21 protein-coding genes are annotated in these 20,213 nt (G+C 62.2%); 12 read left to right on the forward strand and 9 right to left on the reverse strand.

The window, feature by feature from the left end; genetic code table 11:
• The first annotated feature begins 50 nt into the window (after positions 1-50).
• Positions 51-1,367 (forward strand): PAS domain-containing methyl-accepting chemotaxis protein, encoded by a 1,317-nt coding sequence (locus NLX68_RS23260; protein WP_254285998.1) that lies wholly within the window; start codon positions 51-53, stop codon positions 1,365-1,367.
• Between the two features lie 39 nt (positions 1,368-1,406).
• Here NLX68_RS23260 and cysZ read toward each other — a convergent pair whose 3' ends face one another.
• A complete protein-coding gene (gene cysZ / locus NLX68_RS23265) occupies positions 1,407-2,135 on the reverse strand; it encodes a sulfate transporter CysZ (protein ID WP_010223550.1) in 729 nt (242 codons plus the stop codon).
• A gap of 271 nt (positions 2,136-2,406) precedes the next feature.
• On the opposite strand from cysZ, the gene NLX68_RS23270 reads away from it, so the two are divergent.
• Both NLX68_RS23270 and trxB read left to right on the forward strand, forming a co-directional pair.
• Positions 2,407-3,006, forward strand: a complete 600-nt coding sequence (locus NLX68_RS23270; RefSeq protein WP_254286000.1) for a peroxiredoxin — start codon at positions 2,407-2,409, stop codon at positions 3,004-3,006.
• A gap of 135 nt (positions 3,007-3,141) precedes the next feature.
• A complete protein-coding gene (trxB, locus tag NLX68_RS23275; protein WP_134064282.1) occupies positions 3,142-4,104 on the forward strand; it encodes a thioredoxin-disulfide reductase in 963 nt (320 codons plus the stop codon).
• Positions 4,105-4,232: 128 nt separating this feature from the next.
• Here the strand turns inward: trxB and nadC are convergent, their stop codons facing one another.
• Entirely contained in the window at positions 4,233-5,081 is an 849-nt protein-coding gene (gene nadC / locus NLX68_RS23280; protein ID WP_254286002.1) for a carboxylating nicotinate-nucleotide diphosphorylase, read from the reverse strand.
• A 254-nt stretch (positions 5,082-5,335) separates the two neighbouring features.
• On the opposite strand from nadC, the gene NLX68_RS23285 reads away from it, so the two are divergent.
• The 7 genes from NLX68_RS23285 to NLX68_RS23315 all read left to right on the forward strand — a co-directional run bounded on the left by NLX68_RS23285 (position 5,336) and on the right by NLX68_RS23315 (position 14,439).
• Positions 5,336-7,534, forward strand: a complete 2,199-nt coding sequence (locus NLX68_RS23285) for a DUF1631 domain-containing protein (RefSeq protein ID WP_254286003.1) — start codon at positions 5,336-5,338, stop codon at positions 7,532-7,534.
• Positions 7,535-7,613: 79 nt separating this feature from the next.
• Complete coding sequence (gene ampD, locus NLX68_RS23290; protein ID WP_254286005.1) at positions 7,614-8,180, forward strand: 1,6-anhydro-N-acetylmuramyl-L-alanine amidase AmpD; 567 nt, start codon at positions 7,614-7,616, stop codon at positions 8,178-8,180.
• Entirely contained in the window at positions 8,177-9,010 is an 834-nt protein-coding gene (gene ampE, locus NLX68_RS23295; RefSeq protein WP_254286006.1) for a regulatory signaling modulator protein AmpE, read from the forward strand. The genes ampD and ampE overlap by 4 nt, the downstream gene beginning before the upstream one ends.
• A 198-nt stretch (positions 9,011-9,208) precedes the next feature.
• Positions 9,209-11,239, forward strand: a complete 2,031-nt coding sequence (locus NLX68_RS23300; protein WP_254286008.1) for a methyl-accepting chemotaxis protein — start codon at positions 9,209-9,211, stop codon at positions 11,237-11,239.
• Between the two features lie 171 nt (positions 11,240-11,410).
• Positions 11,411-12,610 carry an enoyl-ACP reductase FabV gene (gene fabV / locus NLX68_RS23305; RefSeq protein WP_254286009.1) on the forward strand — a complete coding sequence of 400 codons (1,200 nt, stop codon included), beginning with the start codon at positions 11,411-11,413 and terminating at the stop codon, positions 12,608-12,610.
• Between the two features lie 179 nt (positions 12,611-12,789).
• Positions 12,790-13,476 (forward strand): N-acetyltransferase, encoded by a 687-nt coding sequence (locus NLX68_RS23310; RefSeq protein ID WP_254286011.1) that lies wholly within the window; start codon positions 12,790-12,792, stop codon positions 13,474-13,476.
• A 9-nt stretch (positions 13,477-13,485) separates the two neighbouring features.
• Positions 13,486-14,439: an alpha/beta fold hydrolase gene (locus tag NLX68_RS23315; RefSeq protein ID WP_254286013.1), complete on the forward strand. Its 954-nt coding sequence runs from the start codon at positions 13,486-13,488 to the stop codon at positions 14,437-14,439.
• On the opposite strand, the gene NLX68_RS23320 is transcribed toward NLX68_RS23315, so the two are convergent.
• The 4 genes from NLX68_RS23320 to NLX68_RS23335 are packed head-to-tail and all read right to left on the reverse strand — an operon-like array spanning position 14,423 to position 16,401.
• Positions 14,423-14,764 (reverse strand): HopJ type III effector protein, encoded by a 342-nt coding sequence (locus tag NLX68_RS23320; RefSeq protein ID WP_254286014.1) that lies wholly within the window; start codon positions 14,762-14,764, stop codon positions 14,423-14,425. The two genes, NLX68_RS23315 and NLX68_RS23320, sit on opposite strands and share 17 nt — an antisense overlap.
• Positions 14,757-15,053 (reverse strand): DUF1244 domain-containing protein, encoded by a 297-nt coding sequence (locus NLX68_RS23325; protein ID WP_254286015.1) that lies wholly within the window; start codon positions 15,051-15,053, stop codon positions 14,757-14,759. Before NLX68_RS23325 ends, NLX68_RS23320 begins: the two co-directional genes overlap by 8 nt.
• Positions 15,054-15,077: 24 nt before the next feature.
• Positions 15,078-15,776, reverse strand: a complete 699-nt coding sequence (folM, locus tag NLX68_RS23330; RefSeq protein ID WP_254286016.1) for a dihydromonapterin reductase — start codon at positions 15,774-15,776, stop codon at positions 15,078-15,080.
• 55 nt (positions 15,777-15,831) lie between these two features.
• Positions 15,832-16,401: an antibiotic biosynthesis monooxygenase gene (locus tag NLX68_RS23335; protein WP_010223536.1), complete on the reverse strand. Its 570-nt coding sequence runs from the start codon at positions 16,399-16,401 to the stop codon at positions 15,832-15,834.
• A 238-nt stretch (positions 16,402-16,639) separates the two neighbouring features.
• On the opposite strand from NLX68_RS23335, the gene NLX68_RS23340 reads away from it, so the two are divergent.
• On the forward strand, positions 16,640-17,590 hold the full coding sequence (locus NLX68_RS23340; protein ID WP_254286017.1) for a MerR family transcriptional regulator: 951 nt from the start codon (positions 16,640-16,642) through the stop codon (positions 17,588-17,590).
• Here the strand turns inward: NLX68_RS23340 and NLX68_RS23345 are convergent.
• Both NLX68_RS23345 and NLX68_RS23350 read right to left on the reverse strand, forming a co-directional pair.
• Positions 17,587-18,192: a hypothetical protein gene (locus NLX68_RS23345; RefSeq protein ID WP_036993871.1), complete on the reverse strand. Its 606-nt coding sequence runs from the start codon at positions 18,190-18,192 to the stop codon at positions 17,587-17,589. The genes NLX68_RS23340 and NLX68_RS23345 overlap by 4 nt on opposite strands.
• A 68-nt stretch (positions 18,193-18,260) precedes the next feature.
• The gene (locus tag NLX68_RS23350) at positions 18,261-18,722 is read right to left on the reverse strand and encodes a PAS domain S-box protein (protein ID WP_254286018.1); all 462 of its coding nucleotides are present in this window, start codon (positions 18,720-18,722) and stop codon (positions 18,261-18,263) included.
• A 142-nt stretch (positions 18,723-18,864) separates the two neighbouring features.
• Here NLX68_RS23350 and NLX68_RS23355 point away from each other — a divergent pair, with 142 nt between their 5' ends.
• On the forward strand, positions 18,865-19,320 hold the full coding sequence (locus NLX68_RS23355) for a flavodoxin (protein WP_254286019.1): 456 nt from the start codon (positions 18,865-18,867) through the stop codon (positions 19,318-19,320).
• On the opposite strand, the gene NLX68_RS23360 is transcribed toward NLX68_RS23355, so the two are convergent.
• Positions 19,321-20,208 (reverse strand): LysR family transcriptional regulator, encoded by an 888-nt coding sequence (locus NLX68_RS23360; protein WP_254286020.1) that lies wholly within the window; start codon positions 20,206-20,208, stop codon positions 19,321-19,323.
• Positions 20,209-20,213: the final 5 nt, after the last annotated feature.

Consider the following 20,213-nt stretch of genomic DNA (forward strand, 5'->3'; position numbering starts at 1 on the left):
CAGCCGATGCAGAGGCATTCGAATGACTGGTTTCGCTCCGGGAGAGCGTCATGTTCAACAGCAAACTCAAGAAAGAAATCCTCCAGCTGCGTGAAGACCTGCAGTCCATGGAACAGGTCAAAAGCAGCCTCGACAGCGAGATGCTGGTGTTACAACTCGACCCTCTAGGGCGCATCGAATCGGTCAACAGCAACTTCGAAAAAGAGATGCTCTATAGCGGCCATCAACTGATTGGTCGCAACATCGAGGAAATCGTTCCCCCGCACGTCAAACAGCTCGACTTCTACCAGCGCATGAAGCACGCCATCACCCGTGGCGAGCACCTCAATGGCGCCTTCCGCCTGCTGCGCGGCAATGGTCAGGAAGCCTGGTTGCGCTCGATCCTGCAGCCAGTGAAAAACAGCGAAGGGCGGCTCAAGCACTTCTCCCTGCATTCGAGCGACCTGACCCGCACCATCGAAACCTCCCGCGAGCACGAAAGCCTGATCAAGGCGCTGATGCGCTCCACGGCGGTGATCGAGTTCAACCTCAACGGCGAAGTGCTGGCCGCCAACGACCGCTTCCTGCAGACCATGGGCTACAAACTCGATCAGGTCGTGGGCAAGCACCACCGCTTGTTCTGCGAGCCTGAGGAGTACAACTCGGTGGCCTATCAGGCCTTCTGGGACAAACTGCGCCGTGGTGAATTCGTCGCCGAGCGCTTCAAACGGATTGATGCCCATGGTCGCGTGGTATGGCTGGAGGCGTCCTACAACCCGATCATCGATGCCCACGACGTGCTCTACAAAGTGGTCAAGTTCGCCACGGTGATCACCGATCAGGTCAACCAGGAAACAGCCGTAGCCCTGGCAGCCGACATCGCCTACAACACCTCGCTGGAAACCGACGCCTGTGCACGCAAGGCCACCGAGGTGGTGACCCAGACCGTGGACGTCATGCGCGGCCTGGAAACCTACATGCAGGAAGCCGCCGAAGGCATCGAGGCGCTGGACAAGCAGTCGCAGGTGATCGGTTCGATCATCAAGACCATCAGCGACATCGCCGGGCAGACCAACTTGCTGGCCCTCAACGCCGCCATCGAAGCCGCGCGTGCCGGCGAGCAGGGGCGCGGCTTTGCCGTGGTTGCCGATGAGGTCCGGCAACTGGCCTCGCGCACCAGCACCGCCACCGAAGAGATCGCTCGCGTGGTGCAGCAGAATGAGCAATTGGCCAAGGCGGCGGTGGATATCATCGACAGCAGCAAGCGCCAGGCCGAGCAGGGCCTGTCCCTGGCCGGGCAGACCGGTACGGTGATCGTCGAGATTCAGGACGGTGCGCAGAAGGTGGTCAATGCGGTAGGGCAGTTCTCCAACCAGCTGTCGAACTGATCAAGGCACCGCGTAGCCGGGCGGCTACGCGGCCAGGGTTCAGGTGCGTTCGCGCACCCAGAACAGCGTGGCGCCAGCCACTGCGGCCGGCATCATCAGGATGTTGAGGAAGGGCACCAGCAACACCAGGTACACCGAACCGCCAAAGCCCAGGCTCTGCCAGCGTTTTTCGCGCAGCCAGGCGAGCATGTCCTGCCAGCTCATCTTGTGGTTGTCCGCCGGGTAGTCGATGTACTGGATAGCCATCATCCAGATACCGAACAGCAGCCACAGCGGGGCGGCGATGATGTTCACCACCGGGATCAGCGAGAGGATGAACAGACCGATCGCCCGTGGCAGGAAGTAGCCGAGCTTGCGCGCCTCGCGGCCGAGGGTGCGTGGCACCATGGCCATGAGCTCCGCCCAGCTGAAGGCCGGGAAGTCATCGGTGCCGCGCACCACCACTTCGACCTTTTCCGCCAGGAAACCATTGAACGGCGCGGCAATGACGTTGGCCAGCATGGTAAAGGTGAAGAACACCATCAGCCCGACCAAAACCACGAACAGCGGCCACAGCACGTAGTTGAGAAAGCTCAGCCAGCTCGGCAGGCTGGGCATCAGCGAGTCGACCCAGAGGCTGAACTGATGGCCGGCAAAGTAGATCAGGCCGACGAACAGCAGCAGATTGACCGCCAGCGGCAGCAACACGAACAGGCGCAGGCTCGGGCTCAGGACCAGTTTCAGCCCTTCGCGCAGGTACTGTGGGCCAGAGAGGACAGGGGCTTGCATAAAGGGGAAGGCTCCGGGAAAAGGCAAACGCGCTGACCTTACCGAGTTTGCGCGTCTGGCGAAAGCGCGGTGCAGAGCGAGAAACGGGCTGTAACAAAACCTCGGCAGCATCCCGGGCAGGGCTTCATAGATAAACCGCGAGCGCTTTTGTTGATAAATAGAGCAGGCCTATAAGGTGGATTGTCTAAGGATATTTCCTTAATCTCTGCCACCTCGCTAAAGTGCGCACATCTTTTCAACGCCTTCGAATTCTGATTTTCAAGGAGTTTCCATGAGCATTCTAGTCAACAAGCAAGCCCCTGATTTCGATGCGGCGGCAGTGTTGGGCGACGGTTCGATCGTCGACAGCTTCAAGCTTTCTTCCCTGCGCGGCAAATACGTCGTGCTGTTCTTCTGGCCGCTGGACTTCACCTTTGTCTGCCCGTCGGAAATCATTGCCCACAACAATCGCATGGACAAGTTCCGCGAGTTGGGTGTGGAAGTGGTCGGTGTTTCCATTGACTCGCAGTTCACCCACCACGCCTGGCGCAGCACCCCGGTCGAGAAGGGCGGTATCGGCGCGGTCGAGTTCACCATGGTGGCCGACGTCAAGCACGAGATTACCCGTGCCTACGGTATCGAGCACGATGACGGCGTGGCCCTGCGTGCCTCGTTCCTGATCGACCAGCAAGGCGTTGTCCAGCACCAGGTGGTCAACAACCTGCCGCTGGGCCGCGAAGTCGACGAGATGATCCGCCTGGTCGAAGCCCTGCAGTTCACTGAACAGTACGGTGAAGTCTGCCCGGCCGGCTGGCGCCCTGGCCAGAAAGGCATGAAGGCTGACGCCAAGGGCGTTGCCGACTACCTGGCCGAGAACGCCGCCAGCCTGTAAGGCTGCGATTCAACGTTTTTCAGGACCTGCGGCCAAAAGCCTTCCCCAAGTGCTTCGCAGGTTCTTTTTTATTCCAGCCGGTGATCCCGGCGATACGATGCGGGCAATTGAACGCCCGCTCGACAGGAGTGTGACATGTCTGAAGTACGTCATTCGCGAGTGATTATTCTCGGTTCCGGCCCTGCCGGTTACAGCGCTGCCGTGTACGCCGCGCGCGCCAACCTCAAGCCGCTGCTGATCACCGGCATGCAGGCCGGCGGCCAGCTGACCACCACCACCGAAGTCGACAACTGGCCGGGCGACGCCCACGGCCTGACCGGCCCGGCGCTGATGCAACGCATGCAGGAACACGCCGAGCGCTTCGAGACCGAAGTGGTGTTCGACCACATCAATGCCGTTGACCTGGCCAGCAAGCCGTTCACCCTCAAGGGCGACAGCGCCACCTACACCTGCGATGCACTGATCATCGCCACCGGTGCCAGCGCTCGCTACCTGGGCCTGCCATCGGAAGAAGCGTTCATGGGCAAGGGCGTTTCCGCCTGTGCGACCTGCGACGGTTTCTTCTACCGCAACAAGCCGGTGGCCGTGGTCGGTGGGGGTAACACCGCTGTTGAGGAAGCCCTGTACCTGGCCAACATCGCCAGCAAGGTCACCCTGGTTCACCGCCGCGAGACCTTCCGCGCCGAGAAGATCCTGGTCGACAAGCTCAACGCCCGCGTGGCCGAAGGCAAGATCGAGCTGAAGCTCAATGCCACCCTGGACGAAGTGCTTGGCGACAACATGGGCGTCACCGGTGCGCGCCTGAAGAACAACGACGGCAGCTTCGACGAAATCAAGGTCGATGGCGTGTTCATCGCTATCGGTCACACCCCGAACACCTCGCTGTTCGAAGGCCAGCTGACCCTCAAAGACGGCTATCTGGTGGTCAATGGCGGCCGTGACGGCAACGCCACCGCGACCAACGTTGAAGGTGTGTTCGCTGCCGGTGACGTAGCCGACCACGTTTACCGCCAGGCCATCACCTCGGCCGGTGCCGGGTGCATGGCAGCGCTGGATGTCGAGCGCTACCTGGACGGCCTGCAGAACGCGGCGCTCTGAGGATTTTGCGAGCGTTTCACGCTCGATCGCTGGCCAGGCCAGCTCCCACAGGGTCGATGTATGCAGCCCTGCTGTGATCCAACAAAAAACCGGCCTGATGGCCGGTTTTTTTGTGCCTGCAGTCAGCCTCAGAGGCTCAGTCGCATGGACAGGTCCACTGCTTTGACATCCTTGGTCATCGCCCCGATCGAGATGTAGTCCACACCCGTTTCAGCGATTACCCGCAGGGTGCTTTCAGTCACGCCGCCACTGGCTTCAAGCTTGGCCTTGCCCGCATTCAGGCGCACCGCTTCGCGCATGTCGTCCAGGCTCAGCTCATCGAGCATGATGATGTCGGCGCCCGCATCCAGGGCCTCTTTGAGCTCGTCCAGGCTTTCCACCTCGATCTCCACCGGTTTGCCTGGGGCAATGCGGTGCGCGGCGGTGATTGCCTCGGCGATACCGCCACTGGCGGCGATGTGGTTTTCCTTGATCAGGAACGCGTCGTACAGGCCGATGCGGTGGTTGTGGCAACCGCCGCAGGTGACCGCGTATTTCTGCGCCAGACGCAAGCCGGGCAGGGTCTTGCGGGTGTCGAGCAACTTGACCTGGGTGTCGGCGACCTTGTCGGCGAGAAATTGCGCGTGCGTGGCAACGCCCGACAGCATCTGCAGGAAGTTCAGCGCCGAGCGCTCGCCACTGAGCAGCGAACGCGCCGGGCCTTCAAGGTTGAACAGCACCTGGTTGGCGCTGGCGCGGTCGCCATCCTTGACCTGCCAGTGCACCGCCACCCGCGGGTCGAGCTGACGGAACACCGCATCGACCCAGGCAGTGCCGGCAATCACGCAGTCGTCGCGGGTAATGATGGTGGCCTTGGCCAGGCGCTCGGCCGGGATCAACTGGGCGGTGATGTCGCCGCTGCCGATGTCTTCGAGTAACGCACGGCGCACGTTGGCTTCGATTTCGGCGGTCAGGTCGGCGAGGCGTAAATTCGGCATGGCGGGCTCCACAAGCTAAGTGCCCGGGATTATAGGGCAGGGCAGCCTGCGCTTGCAGCAATCACTGCAGGGGTGGCCAATGCTTGACCTTTGGTCAGGCCGAATGAGCTTTTTATCTGGGCCTGGGTCTATCAGCAGCGGCGTGCCGTGCACTGGCGAGTGAAGGGCTTTTACTCGATAATGCGCCTTGTATTTGGCGTCATAGCTTTGACGAACGTTTAAACGCTCAAAATCGAACCGGCAAGGAGACCAGGATGCACAACGACGGGAAGGTGGTGCCGATCAAGGCCATCACCGAACAGGCGCACAATGCGCCCCTCGCTCGTCTGCCCGTGGTGCTTCTTCAGGTACGTGACAAGGCCGCGCTGCAACTGCGCCAAAGCCTGCAGGCGTTATTCGACAACGCTGACGATACGCTGTTCGAGATGGCCGACAAGGCCGCCAACAATGTCGAACAGAACATTTTTTTCGAAGCCATGCGCGACCTGCGCCTCAAGCGCAAGAACATCGAGCGCGGCTATCTCGACCACTTCTACGAAGCCTTCGTGCAGATCGGCCAGTCCGGTGCACTGCCGGCCCTGCGTAGCGATGCCTACGACCCTCTGACCCTGGTGGCCAACGATGAGCTGGAGCGCAACGTGGCCCTGGATGCCATGGTCGCGCGGGTACTGGCGCGCGACGGCATCGCCCTGAACCAGTTGACCTTGCGCTTCGGCGCCCTGGTAGGCCAGACGCTGGACGATGCGCGCAACCCGCTGGGCCCGGCGATGCTCTGTGATTATTTTTTGCGCGCCGGGCGCAGCCTGGGAGTAGGGATCAAGGTCAAGCTGATCATTCTCAAGCTGTTCGAGCGTTATGTGCTGCAGGATGCCGACCCGTTGTACGGCGAAGCCAACCAGTTGTTGATCGCCACCGGCGTGCTGCCCGAGCTCAAAGCCGTGCCGCGGCGCCGGGCTCAGGACCGGCCACTGGCCGAACGCGAGCCGTCGGCCAGCCAGGGCGATAGCAAACCGCACAGCAACCCGCTGGATGCCAACGGCCAGGCGGTGTTCGCCTCGCTGCAGGCCTTGCTCTCGCCGGTACGCGGGCGTGTTGCCCCGCGCCTTGAGGCCTGCGAGCAGGTGCAGGCGATCAGCACCCGTGACCTGTTGCGCCTGCTCTCGCACCTGCAGCACTACGTGCCGCCTACGTCTGAGAGCGACGATTTCGACCTGCACCAACAGCTGCAACAACTGCTGACCCGGGTCAGCGTCAAAAGCGGCACCTACCGCAAGATCGAGGTGGTCGACGAGGATGTCATCAACCTCATTGCCATGCTCTTCGAGTTCATCCTTGGCGATCGCAACCTACCGCACTCGCTGCGTGCCCTGATCGGTCGCCTGCAGATCCCGATGCTCAAGGTGGCGGTGCTCGACAAGAGCTTCTTCAGCCGCAGCAACCACCCGGCCCGGCGCTTGCTCAACGAGATTGCCACGGCGGCCATGGGCTGGGGAGCCAGCGATGATTGCCAGCGTGACAGCCTGTACCTGCGGGTGGAAAAAATCGTTCAGCGCCTGCTCAGCGACTTTGTCGACGACCCGGCGATCTTCTCGGCGCTGCTCGCCGAGTTTCTTGCCTTCAGCAGTGACGAGCGGCGCCGCAATGAGTTGCTTGAGCAGCGCACCCGCGATGCCGAGGAAGGCCGCGCACGTACTGCGCTGGCGCGTCAGCGGGTGCAGCAGGAACTCAATCGGCGCCTGCTTGGCCGTTCGTTGCCGCGGGTGGTGGTGCGCTTTCTCGAACAGGCCTGGAGCCAGGTGCTGTTGCTCGCCTGCCTCAAACACGGCGACACCTCCCGCCAATGGCTTGAAGCGCTGGAAACCATGGATGAACTGATCTGGAGCGTGCAGCCGCACAGTGAAGAGCAGGCACGCCTGCGCCTGCTGGAACTGGTGCCGGGGCTACTCAAGGCGTTGCGCGATGGCCTGGCCGGCGCCGCGTTCGATCCCTTTGCCACCAGCGAGTTCTTCGCCCAGCTCGAATCCCTGCATGTGCAGCTGTTCGATACCCCGGTGGTGGGCGGGCGCGTTATCCCTGTCAATGCCGGCGAACGGGTGCTGGTGCTCGATGAAATCGTCTTGCGTGCCCCCGAAGGCGGCGAGCCGGAAACTTCCCAGGTGCGCCTGGCCGATGACGACCCGGTGTTGTTGCAGGTCGAGCGTCTGCGTATTGGCGCCTGGGTCGAGTTGATCGGCGACGATGAAGTGCAGCGTTGCAAGCTGATTGCCCAGATCGACAGCACCGACCGTTTCATTTTCGTCAACCGTACCGGGCTCAAAGTCCGCGAATGGTCGCGCATGGCCCTGGCCGTGGCCTTGCGCCGCGGCCATGTACGCTTGCTGGACGACACCCTGTTGTTCGACCGGGCACTGGACTCGGTGCTCAGCCAGTTGCGCCAGGCGCAGGCACGTTAGATTCCTACGCGTTTTAACGATGCAACTATAGCCACCACGGGGCATACTGAGCCGGTGCCCCCGTGTCTCAGGATTTTCTATGCAACTGGACCGCGCTACTGGCTGGTTCGCCGGCGTCTGCCATTGTCCTTCGCCCAATTGCAATGCCCGCGCCGAAGGCGAAGTCATCTCCCTGCTGGTTATCCACAACATCAGCCTGCCGCCGGCGCAATTTGGTACCGGTAAGGTCCAGGAGTTCTTCCAGAACCGGCTGGATGCCAGCGAGCACCCCTATTTCGAAGGCATCAAGCACCTGCGCGTGTCGGCGCATTTTCTCATCGAACGTGACGGCAAGGTCACGCAGTTTGTCTCCTGTCTGGACCGTGCCTGGCATGCCGGGGTGTCCTGTTTCGAGGGGCGCGAGGCGTGCAACGACTTTTCCATCGGCATCGAGCTTGAAGGTACTGACGAGTTGCCCTTCACCGATGCCCAGTACCAGGCACTGCACGCATTGACCCGGCAGATCCAGGACGCCTGGCCGGCCATTGGCACTGAACGGATTCAGGGCCACAGCGACATTGCTCCGGGACGCAAGACCGACCCCGGTGGCGCTTTTGACTGGCTGCGCTACCGCGCAGGCCTCAAGGACAAGGAGGACGAAGCATGAGTTTTCTGGTGTTGTTGCTGGTGTTGTGGTTCGAGAAGTTTTCGGCCCTGCGCCAGCGTCTGCAACGCGACGGTTTTTATGTCATCGAGCTTACGCGCCTGGAGCGTGACGGCAGGCGCCATCCCTGGTGGGTGCTGACCATCCTGGTGTTGTTGCCGGTGGCCTTGCTGGCCTTGCTGCTGCACGTGCTGGAACCGGTGGCCTATGGCTTGCTGGCCTTGCCGGTGCACCTGCTGGTGCTGATCTACAGCCTCGGCCGGGGCGACATCAAGGCCGCCCAAGGGCCGTTTCGCGATGCCTGGCGGCGCGGTGACGAGCAAGCAGCGGTGCATGTGGCCGAGCGCGACCTGGGTTTGACCGCCGACAATGCCCAGGCCCTGTTGGAGCGGGTGCAGGGCAACCTGTTGTGGCAGGCCTACCAGAGCTTTTTTGCGGTGATTTTCTGGTACTTCCTCCTCGGCCCGGCCGCAGCCCTGGCGTATCGGCTGTTGGCACTGACCGCCGAGCATGGGCGTACCCCTGTGCTGCGCGACCATGCCTTGCAATTGCGCCACGCCTTTGACTGGGCACCGGTGCGCGTGCTGGGCGTAAGCTTCGCCCTGGTCGGCAACTTCGTTGCAGTCAGCCGGGTGATGTTGCACGAACTGCTGAACTGGCACATCAGCGCGGCCGGCTTGATCGACTCGCTCGGCCGCGTCGCCGCTGAACTGCCCGGCAACGCGTCGGCAGGCCCCGATGGCCTGCTCTGCCTCGACAACCTGTGGGAGCTGCTGCTGCGCTCGGCAGTGCTCTGGTACGCCTGTTTCGCCCTGTGGACCGTGCTCGGCTAAAGCCCTTCGCGGAGCGGCCGTTGGTCGCTCCGCCGCCGGTTAACCTTAAGTTACAAACCCCCGATCCGATATGCGCTATACAGGTGTTGCTGAATACGTTCGGTGGCCTTGTGCCACTGTGGGGGCAAGCCCGCTCCTACAGAGGATGGTGCAAAGGCAGGAACCGTAAAAACAATAAGAATTCGGAGGGCACCACCCTTGAAGAGCCTGTTGTATCCGGCCATCGCGCTGATGAACCGCCTGAGCTTCGGGATGAAGTTCAGCCTGATCAGTATTCTGTTTTTCCTGCCCATGCTGGTCACCAACTACTACCTGGTCCGCGATTCCTATGCGCAGTTCCATGCCACCCGTACCGAGTTGCAGAGCCTGGAACTGCTCGGCAGCAGCCTGGCCTTGCGCGGTGACGTGGAAACCCTCGGCAACCTGGTGCAGATCAACGCCGTGCTCGGTCAGTCGGGCAAGGCCGAGGATGTCGAGGCGCAGATCGCCAGCGTCGAGCAACAGGTGCAGAGCCGCTTGTCCGGTTTGATTGCAATGAGCGGTGACGAGGCTCAGGCCAAGGCCTTCGATGACAAGCGCACCGAGATGCTCGAGACCCTCAAAGCCGCCCAAAGCGAGACCTCGCTGTTGAGCAAGGTGGCGCTGTTCGACAAGCTGCTGGGCCAAGCCCAGGTACTGAGCAAAGTGATTGCCAGCCAGGCCGGGCTCAGCCAGGACAGCGACTCGGCGATCCGCCAGCTGAGCGAACTGATGACCACGGTGACCCCGCAAGTTACCCAGACGCTCGGCGAAGGGCGGGCCATCGGCTCGTATTCGCTAGGCCAGGGCTTTGTCAATTCGGCCTCCAGCGCGCGCTTCGATGACCTGTTGTTGAAGCTGGAAAAACTCGGCGCCGACTATGCCATCCGCCTGGATGAGGCGCTGGCCACCGAGCCCGGCGCGCAAGCCAGGCTTGGTAGCCTGGGCAACAGCAGCCAAGCGTCGCTCAAGCAGGCCAGCGAGCTGATCGAAGAACAGGTCGTGGTGGCCGACACCCTCGATGCACCGTGGCCGGGGTTCTACAAGCAGATGAGCGGCTTGATGGAGCAGACCTACACGCTCAATACCGCCATTGGCGAGTTTCTCGGCCAGCAGCTCGAACAGCGTCTGGCCGAGCACCGGTTGCACATGATTTTGCTGGTGTCGGCGCTGGCGGCCGTATTCCTGCTGATCGTCTACCTCTATAGCGGTTTTTACGCCTCGACCCGCAATACCCTGAAAAGCCTGGGTGCGGTGATGGACAAGGTAGCCGCCGGCGACATGACAGTGAACTTTCAGGCCAGCAGCCGCGATGAACTGGGTGAGTTGGGCCAGGTGTTCAACGGTACGGTGCGGCGCATCCATGACCTGATCGAGCAGGTCGGCCATACCGTCGCCGAGGTCGAGCGCCAGGCCGAACAGGTGCATACGGTATCGGCGCGCAGCAACCAGGCGGTCAGTGGCCAGCGCGGGCAGATCGAGCAGGTGGCCACGGCCATGAACCAGATGTCGGCGACTGCCCAGGAGGTGGCGCGCAGCGCTGCGGCGGCAGTCAGCAGCGCCCATAGCGTCAACCAGGAAACCGTCAGCGGGCGTGGCCTGGTGGAAACCCAGCAAGGCAATATCGCCCGCCTGGCCGGCGAGATCGATCAGTCGGTGGCGGTGATCAACCAGTTGGCCAGCGACAGCCAGGCCATCAGTCGGGTGCTGGAAGTGATCAAGAGCATCGCCGAGCAGACCAACCTGCTGGCCCTCAATGCCGCCATTGAGGCGGCCCGGGCGGGCGAGCAGGGCCGCGGTTTTGCCGTGGTTGCCGATGAGGTGCGCACCCTGGCCAAGCGCACCCAGCAGTCCACCGAAGAGATCGAGCAGATGATCTCGCGTCTGCAGGGTGGGGTAGGGGCCGCAGTCAAGGCCATGGACAGCAGCCATCAGATGGCTTCGGGCACGGTTGGCGAATCGCAGCAGGTACAGCAGGCGCTGGAGAACATCCTTGGCGCCATTGGCAGCATCGTCGACCAGAACCAGCAGATCGCCGCGGCGGTGGAGCAGCAGACGGCGGTGGCCCACGACATCGACCAGAACATCGTCGAGATCAACCGGGCGGCGGAAAACACCACCCAGGGCGCGCACCAGACCGAGGACGCCAGCCGCCAGCTGTCGACCCAGGTGCTGGAGCTCAAGCGCCTGATCGGTGCGTTCCGGGTCTGAGATCAGCGGTTGCTGAAGTTTTCCGCGCTGTGACAAAGTAGCGCCCTGAAGGATTCCAGGGGGCCGGATGTGTCGGCAACGCTGCGGGTGTAGTCTCACCCTCACAGCAAACGGAACCTCGAGTCCACGCGATTCGGCTCCCTCAGCAAATTCACTGACGAGGTACAGACATTGGCCATCATCCATCCCAAAGTCCGCGGTTTTATCTGCACCACTACGCACCCGACCGGTTGCGAGCTGAACGTACGTGATCAGATCGAAGCCACCCGCAAGCAGGGCGTGCGCGAGGATGGTCCGAAAAAGGTCCTGGTGATCGGTGCTTCCAGCGGTTACGGCCTGGCGGCGCGCATCACCGCCGCCTTCGGTTTCAAGGCCGATACCCTGGGCGTGTTCTTTGAAAAGCCGGGCACCGAGACCAAGGCCGGTACTGCGGGCTGGTACAACGCTGCCGCTTTCGACAAGTTCGCCAAGGCCGAAGGCCTGTACAGCAAGTCGATCAACGGCGACGCCTTCTCTGACGAAGCGCGGGCCAAGGTCATCGAGCTGATCAAGAACGAAATGGGCGGCCAGGTTGACCTGGTGGTCTACTCCCTGGCGTCGCCGGTGCGCAAGCTGCCACAGACTGGCGAGCTGGTACGCTCGGCCCTCAAGCCAATTGGCCAGCCGTACAAGTCGACCGCCATCGACACCAACAAGGACACCATCATCGAGGCGTCCATCGAGCCTGCCAGCGAGCAGGAAATTGCCGACACCGTCACCGTCATGGGTGGTCAGGACTGGCAGTTGTGGATCGACGCCCTGGACGCTGCCGGTGTTCTGGCGCCGCAAGCGCGCACCGTGGCCTTCAGCTACATCGGCACTGAAATCACCTGGCCGATCTACTGGCACGGCGCCTTGGGCAAGGCCAAGATGGACCTGGACGAAACCGCCAAGCGCCTGGAGAAGAAGGTCGGTGGTGGCGCCAACGTTGCGGTACTGAAATCCGTGGTCACCCAGGCCAGCTCGGCCATCCCGGTGATGCCGCTGTACCTGTCGATGGTCTTCAAGATCATGAAAGAGAAGAACGTTCACGAAGGTACCCAGGATCAGCTCGACCGCCTGTTCCGTGACCGTCTGTACCGTGCCGATGGCGCGCCAGCGGCACTGGACGAAGAAGGCCGCCTGCGTCTGGACGACTGGGAGCTGCGCGACGACGTACAGGATGCCTGCAAGGCCCTGTGGCCGCAGGTGACCACCGAGAACCTGTTCGAAATTACCGACTACGCCGGTTACAAGAAGCAGTTCCTCAAGCTGTTCGGTTTCGAGCGTCAGGATGTTGACTATGACGCCGATGTAGCTACCGACGTACGGTTCGACTGCGTCGAGCTGTAAGTAGCGCTTGCTAAGTGTTTGTTGCTGCACCTGTTTTTAACCGGGTGCGGCAACAGTTTCAGTCTTGAAACAATTTGAAACAAGTCCATTTCTGGCCCTTTGTTACTCCCGCGCCGCCACTGTTCTATACCACTCTCTACATGCCCTTTTAAACCGTCAAGGTTTCGACAGGAGGCACCATGAGTGGGCTGCAAAAACTAAAAGAGCGGATCAGGCAAAAGGGTCTGCAAAAAGTCCTCAAAACCCTCTATGAGCGTTACATCTTCTTCCATTGGGAGTTGCTGTGGATGGAACGCGACCTGGTCAGCCCGGTACCTGCGCACAACCTGCGCGACCATCCTGCGGTACGCCTGGTGGATATCACCCCGGAAAACGCCGATGCCTTCGCCCGCTATTTTGGCGACCGCGTGCAGACCATGCGCGAGCTGGCCGCCGAAGGTCATACCGGGCACATGTACCTGGATGAACAAGGCGATGCCGTAGGGTTCATCTTTGCCAGCATGCGCGACTATCACGACCGTCATTATTACGGCTGCACCTTCCCGGTGAAGCCCGGTGAGTTCTTTGAATTCGGCGGCGAAATGACCCGCGCCTACTTTGGCACTCGGTTGTCGGCGGATGCCCAGGTCAGCCTGTGGGAGACCATGCGCGCCAAGGGCTGCGACAAGGTGGTGGATGTCTGTGAAACCCGCAATATCCCGGCGCTCAAGCTGCATCTGCGCATGGGTTATCGCGAGCAGGGCCGGGTGATGCACGTGTATGGGCTGTTCGGACGCTGGCGCCTGTTCCGCGAAACCCGCTACGATGGCTCGCGACTGAGCGACTTGCGCAAGGTCCCTGCACCGCAGGTAGCGGCTTCGGCGTGACAGAGGTCGATGAGCAGTCTCGAAGCATTCCCGGCTTTGCCCGTAGCCAGCAACAGCGGGCAAGCCTTCCGTGAGACAACCGCCGACGGTTATTCCCTTGGCGGTTTCTGTTGGCGCCACCAGGTGCCGGACCCCACGCGCCCGTTGGTGATCATCAACGCCGCCACCTCGGTGCGCTGCAGCTATTACGCCCGTTTTGCCCAGTACCTGTTTGCCCATGGCCTCGATGTCATCACCTATGACTATCGTGGCATCGGTGAGTCGCGCCCGGCCTCCATGCGCCACTTCAAGGCCTCCTGGACCGACTGGGGCACGCTGGATTTCGAAGCCATGTTGCAACGCGCCCGGCGCGAGTTTCCTGGCCAGCCTGTCGATGTGGTCGGTCACAGTTTTGGTGGCTGTGCAGCGGGGTTGGCACCGTCGGCCGATCAACTGCGCCGGCTGGTGACGGTCGGCGCTCAGTTTGCCTACTGGCGCGATTATGCCGCTGACAGCCGCTGGCAACTGTTCGGCAAATGGCATGTGCTGATGCCGCTGCTGACCCGGGTATTCGGTTACTTTCCCGGCAAGCGCCTGGGTTGGCTGGAAGACACCCCGGCCGGGGTTGTGCAGGACTGGAGCACGCGCACTGCAAGCTATGAGCAACGCCCTAGCGGGCGGGCGCTGAATGGGCTGAATGGATTGCCGTTCGCCCGGGTCAAGGCGAACACCCTGGCCATCAGCCTGACCGACGACCCATTCGGCACGGTTGCTGCCATCGAGCGTTTACTGGGGTACTTCCAGGCCAGTGAGCACAGTCACCTGCGCATCGCCCCAGGTGATATCGCCGAGAACCGCATCGGTCATTTCGCCTTTTTCCACAGCCGCTTCCAGCCCAGGCTGTGGCCAATTGCCCTGCACTGGCTGCGCCACGGGCAATTGGCCGAAGGCACGCCGGGGCGTTTGATCAGGCCAGGCGCTTGAGCGGCTGCACGGCGAACTTGACCGCGGCCAGGCCGTGTTCGATCAGCGCGCGGATGTTGCCGTGGTCGCTGCCTTGCGGGGTGGCCAGCACCGAGCGGTAGTGCTCGCCGAACGCCAGCAGGGCTTCTTCATCGCTCAGGCCTTCGAGCAGGGCCAAGCCCAGGGTCTTGCACGAACCTTCGTTCTGCCCGGCGGCATTCTCTACGCCGCCATTGTTGAAGGCTTGTGGCTGGTAGGCGTAGTGCTCGGCGATGAAGGCCAGGGTGTCGGCGAAGACGTGCTCGCCGGATTTCAGGCTGGCGCGCAGGGTGTTCAGATCAGTCATGGGGCTTTCCTTTGGCGAACGCCGCTTGTTGTTCGGCGCTGGCTTCTTGCTGGTAAAGGGATTTCCATTCGGCGTAAGGTATGCCGTAGACCACTTCACGGGCTTCATCCATGCTCAGCTCGATCTGTTTTTCGTCGGCGGCGGCCTTGTACCATTTGGACAGGCAGTTGCGGCAGAAGCCGGCAAGGTTCATCAGGTCGATGTTCTGCACGTCCTTGCGGCTGTCCAGGTGGGCAACCAGGCGGCGGAAGGCGGCGGCTTCGAGTTCTAGTTTCTGTTGATCGTTCATGGACGTTCTCGTGTCAGCGGTAGGTCAGTCTACCGCGAGGCGGTTTTTCAGGTGGCGGCCACCGTTGATGACCAGATTGCTGCCGGTGCTGTACTGGCTGTCGAGCAAGAAGCGCACGGCATCGATCAATGGCTGGGCGCCGGGTTCGAATTCCAGCAGGGCCTTTTTCAGGGTTTGCTGGCGGTAGGCCTCGTCGCTGTTTGCCTTGAGGATCAGCAAGCCCGGCAGAATCGCGTTGACGCGGATGTTCGGCGCGTACTTGGCGGCAAACGACAGCACCATGTTCTGCAATGCAGCCTTGGTGGCGGCATAGCCGATGTGGCTGCCGCTGCCGCGTGAGGAGGTCTCGTCGCAGATGTGGATGATGTCGGCCTTGTCCACCTTGGCCAGTTGGGCGCCCAGGGCCAGGTTCAGGTGATAGGGCGCCTCGACGTGCAGCTTGAACATGGTGTTGAGGTTGGCCAGGTCATCGTCGAGCCACAACGAGGCGTTGTGGACGATGGCGCGCAAGCCGTCGTAGTGGCCTTGCAGGTGCTCGATCAGGGCCAGGCGGTCGTCTTCCCGGCACAGGTCGGCCTGGAACTGAACGATGTTCAGGTGCTCGGCCTCGGGGCTTTTGCTGCGGCTGGCGCTGACCACGGTATGGCCGGCCTGCGCCAGGTTCAGGGCCAGCGCCAGCCCGACTCGCTGGCTGGCTCCGGTGACAAGAATTGGGCTGTTCATGGTGGGGGCGGTCAACTTTTACTGGTTCGCTTGGATAACCCCCAGCATACCCGAACTAGGCGGGATTGCGCGCGCCCTGCGGCCTCGGGCGGGCAGGGCTGGCGTTCAGCCAGTTGGCCAGCAGGCGGGTCGACAGTGGAATGAAGAAGTACACCATCAACGGCGTCAGGCCCAAGGTGCTGAGCAGGATGCGCGGCACCAGGTCCAGCGCGCCCAGCCAGTGGCCGAACAGCAGATTGAACAGCAGCGATACCGGAAAGAAGGCCAGCCAGATCGCCACCGCCTGCTTCCAGCGCGGCGGGCGCTGTACCGGGTTGTTGCCGAACCAGCCTTCCAGGCCGCTGACCCGCTGTTCCGACGGCTCGGCGAACAGGCCGTTGCCACGGGCCAGCCAGGCCTTGCGCGAGGCCGAATGTTCCCAGGCGTGCATGGTCTGCTCGTTGGCGAAGCGGAAGATGATCTGGAATTCATCGCCTTGCGGCGGCGGGGCGAGCACGCCCGAGCCCAGGTAGCCGGGAAAGTCGGTGGCCAGCTGTTCGCCTTCGTGCAACCAGGCCATCAGGTCCTGGTAGCGACCATCGGCGACGCGGCGGGTAACCATCAGGGTTACGGGTGGGGTAGACATGGTATATCTCCTGGCAACTGGGCGTGGCCGGTAGACCTGCCCCTTGAATGGCGCCCGGGGTGGTGGGCGGCACTCGTTTGTTTGCAAGAATCGATGCAAGAATCGGGCGCGGATTATTCCTTAAATAGGCTGACTCGTCAGTGCTGGCGGTCGCCGACCTGACAGAAATGCCAATGGTCGCGCTTGCAGAAGCCGGAGTAGAATGGCTGTTGGCCCATAAACCCGCGGTTTCCTGGCAATGATCGAACCTGACCAGCCTTCATTGAGTACTCATCAGCTCGACCACGAAGAACTGTTCCCGATCCGCGAAGTGTCCCGCCTGACCGGTATCAACCCGGTCACCCTACGTGCCTGGGAGCGCCGATATGGGCTGATTCAGCCCACGCGCACCGAAAGTGGGCACCGTTTGTACTCACAAGCCGATATCGACGAGGTGCGCAGCATCCTTGGCTGGATCGAGCGCGGTGTGGCCGTCAGCAAAGTCGGGCGCATCCTCGCCAAAAGCCAGAACCTCAAGGCCGAAAGCCAGCCGCAGCGCAGCGATGAATCCCTGGCCGACTTCAATCAATGGCAGGCGCACGTGCGCCAGGCCGTCAGGGCGTTCGACGAGCGTCGTCTGGAGCAACTGTACGGCCAGGTGTTCAGCAGTTATCCACAACTGGTGGTGTTCCAGGACATCCTCATGCCGGTCTGGCAGGCGCTGCGCAGCACCCACGAGGCCTTTGGCCAGGCCAGCGAATGGCTGTTTCTCGACAACTTTTTGCGCGGGCGGGTGTTGCAGCGTTTGCAGCTGGCCCGTGAGCAGCAGGAAGTACGCGTGGTGCTGGCGGCGATTCCCGGCCAATGCCGCGAGCTGGAGTTGCTGGTGGCAGCGCTATTGCTCGGCACCAGTGAAATTGCCATCAGCGTGCTCGGCCTTGGCCAGCCATTGGAAGAGTTGAGCCTGGTCTGCGAGCGCATGACGCCTCATGCCCTGGTGCTGTTTTCCAACCTGCCACCGGCCAGTGACTTGCCCAAGCGCCTGGCGCGCCTGGCGCTGGGGTTGGAGTGCCCGTTGTTGCTGGCGGGGGAGGCCGCAGACCTGGCTCAGGACAGCCTGATCGGATCGCAGGTGGCCTGCCTGGGCAGCGACGGGCGATTGATGCGCCGGCGGTTGCAGCAATACCTGGCCGGTCACCTGGACTCTTAAGGGTGCAGTTCGGGGTGGGCGCGACGGTGGGCCTGGAGGATGTACTCGCGTAAGCGCTCGATTTCAGCCGGCAGGCTCTGGCCCAGGTTGTAGGCGGCCAGACGATCGCCGGTGCGCCGTTGCAGGGTGCCATGCAGGGCAATGGGGGCATCGCCATCGGGGCTGAACCAGAGCTCGAAGTGCTTAGGTGGCTCGGGTTGCTCGCGCATTTCCAGCAGCACACCCTTGAAGGAGATTTCCCGCACCCACAAACCGGTGCTCAAGCCCAGTTCGTCTTCCAGGGCCACCGGCTGCTCAAGGGTCAGGCGCCAAGGGCGGACCACGGCGCCTTCTTCATAGATGTTCGGCACACCCAGTTGCAGGTGCAGGGCGTGGAACTCGTCTTCGACCAATTGCAGCGGGAAGGTCATCTGCTGGTTGTTGAACTGTGCCTGCAGGGTCACCTGCTCGTCGGCGATCAGACGGGTCAGCAGGTTCTTGATTTCGCTGCCGCCATTGACCATCAGGCGCGACGGCGGTTCAGCCGGGTGGGGCTGGGGCGCGTGCTGCATGGAGCGGATGAAGTCCAGTTCATCCTGGGTCAGAAGGGCATCTGCTTGCATGGTCGAACTCGAAGTTGCAGTCGTGAGTGCGTTCTTTCACCGTCATGGACAACCAAACGGCGGGTTTGTTAAGACCGTTGGTCGGCTTCCAGCGCAGCGATGCGCGCACGGGCTTCAGCCAGCTGGCGCTCAAGCGCGATCACCCGCTGTTCGGCTTCGACCTGGCGGCTGACGTCTTTCTGGATACCGATGAAGTACTTGCGCTTGTCGGCCTCGTTGAGCACCGGGGTGATCGACAGTTCGTTCCAGAATGCGCTGCCGTCCTTGCGGTAGTTACGCAGGATTTCCCGGCTTGGCAGGCCATCCTTGATCGCCTGGCGGATCAGTGCCCGGGCGCTTTGGTCACGATCGTCGTTCTGCAGGAAGCGGCAGTCGCGGTAGAGGATGTCGTTGGCGTCGTAACCGGTCAAGCGCTCGAAGGCCGGGTTCACGTAGATCAGGATGGTGTCGTCGTCGCCCTCCTGTTCGGCCACTACGATCCCGTCATTGGAGGCGTCAATCATGCGCTGCAGCAATGTGGCATTGATCATCTTGTTAGGTCCGCAAGGGCTGTAGATCGGGCATGTCGGCTGATTCTAGTAGATTGACCGTCGCTGTACAGCAGCCGAATAAGGCCTTTTGCCAGTGCCGGATGCTAGTATCCTACGTTTTTACTCAGTTTCGGAAACCTCTATGAAAGTCGCGATCCTTTCCGGTTCGGTCTACGGCACCGCCGAAGAAGTTGCTCGGCACGCCGAGAAGTTGCTCAAACAAGCAGGTTTCGAGGCCTGGCACGCGAACCGGGCGACCCTGCAGGACATCCAGGGCTTTGCCCCGCAGGCATTCCTGGCCGTGACCTCGACCACTGGCATGGGCGAGCTGCCGGACAACCTCATGCCGCTGTACAGTGCCATTCGCGACGTGCTGCCCGCCGAGTGGCGTGGACTCAAGGGCGCGGTCATCGGCCTGGGCGATTCCAGCTATGGCGATACCTTCTGTGGCGGCGGCGAGCAACTGCGTGAACTGTTCGCCGAGATAGGCCTGGAAGAAGTGCTGCCGATGCTGCGCCTGGATGCCAGCGAAACCGTCACCCCGGAAACCGATGCCGAGCCCTGGATTGCCCAGTTGGTGGAAAAACTGCGCGGCTGATCACTGCGGCTGTGGTTGCTCGCGCAGCAGCTGCAGCCAGGCCTGGGCTGCGCGTGAAAGGTAGGCGCCCTGGCGCCAGATGAAGGCAATGTCCCAGCGCAGGTCCGTCGGTTCGCTCAGTGACAGGCGCACCACCCCCGGCCGCTCCAGGCCACGGGCGACCACGCTGGGCAGCAGTACAACCCCTTGGCCCGCCGCCACCAGCGCGGCGAGAAAGTCGGCCTGACCACTGCGCCCGCCTTCGCGCGGGGTAAATCCCAACTGCAGGCAGGCACTGAGCAAACGATCATTGAGCACGAAACTGCGCTGATAGAGCAGGAACGGCGTGTCGGCCAGTTGCGCCAGGCTGACCTGCCCGGCGCTCGCCAACGGGTGATCGGTGGGCAGCAGGGCGTCGAGGGGCTCGTTGCAAAACGGCTGGTAGGCAAAGGCCGGGTCGTTTGGCGTCAGGCTGCCGCCCAGTTCCAGCTCGCCGCTGAGCACGGCGTGCTCGACACTGCGGCTGCCGCCTTCAAACAGCTGGATGCTGATGTTCGGGTAGCGCCGCCGGTACTCGGCGAACAACCGGGCGAACAGCGCATCGCTGCCCAGCAGCGGCAGGCCCAGGCGCAGCTCGCCGCGTGTCAGTTGGCTGAGGTCATCCAGTTCGCTGAGCAGCTCCTGGCGCAGGCGCAACATGGCTTCGCCGCGTTCCAGGACGATTTTGCCAGCGGCGGTCAGGTGCAATTGCGAGCCTTGGCGCTCAAGCAACGCAACGCCAAGATCCTGCTCCAGTTGCGCGACCTGCTTGCTCACCGCGGACTGGCTGATGTGCAAGGTCAGCGCGGCCTGGGTAAAACCGCCGCGGTGCACCACTTCAAGAAAACTGCGTAGCTGTTTGAATTCCATTCGCG

It is taken from the genome of Pseudomonas sp. SBB6, assembly GCF_024213215.1.
Taxonomy (GTDB): domain Bacteria; phylum Pseudomonadota; class Gammaproteobacteria; order Pseudomonadales; family Pseudomonadaceae; genus Aquipseudomonas; species Aquipseudomonas donghuensis.